This window comes from Flagellimonas flava (genome assembly GCF_050617915.1).
In the GTDB taxonomy this organism is placed as follows: Bacteria; Bacteroidota; Bacteroidia; order Flavobacteriales; family Flavobacteriaceae; genus Flagellimonas; species Flagellimonas flava_A.
Genome location: NZ_JBODQE010000224.1, coordinates 1 through 231 on the forward strand (window position 1 = coordinate 1; position 231 = coordinate 231).

General features: G+C 34.6%; 1 protein-coding gene. It reads right to left on the reverse strand.

The features are described from left to right. A partial coding sequence (locus ACRHOZ_RS21620) for a cell wall hydrolase (RefSeq protein WP_431130489.1) occupies positions 1-231 on the reverse strand: 231 nt, incomplete at both ends.

Sequence of the window (231 nt, forward strand, 5' to 3'; positions counted from 1 at the left end):
GAGTAAATGCATATCCGTATTTAATAGGTTCATAAATAACGCCTGTTATTGTATTTGGAAAACCTTTTGCATTTACACGATTTAGTATAACTTTTGCTACTGCTACTTTTCCTTTATAGGATTCGCCACCTGCTTCAGCGGTAACTAAGCGTGCCATTAAGTCTTTTTCTTTTTGTGAAATGCTTGAGTTGATTTTTAAATGTTGTCCTGTATAAAGCTTGTTTCCGACTG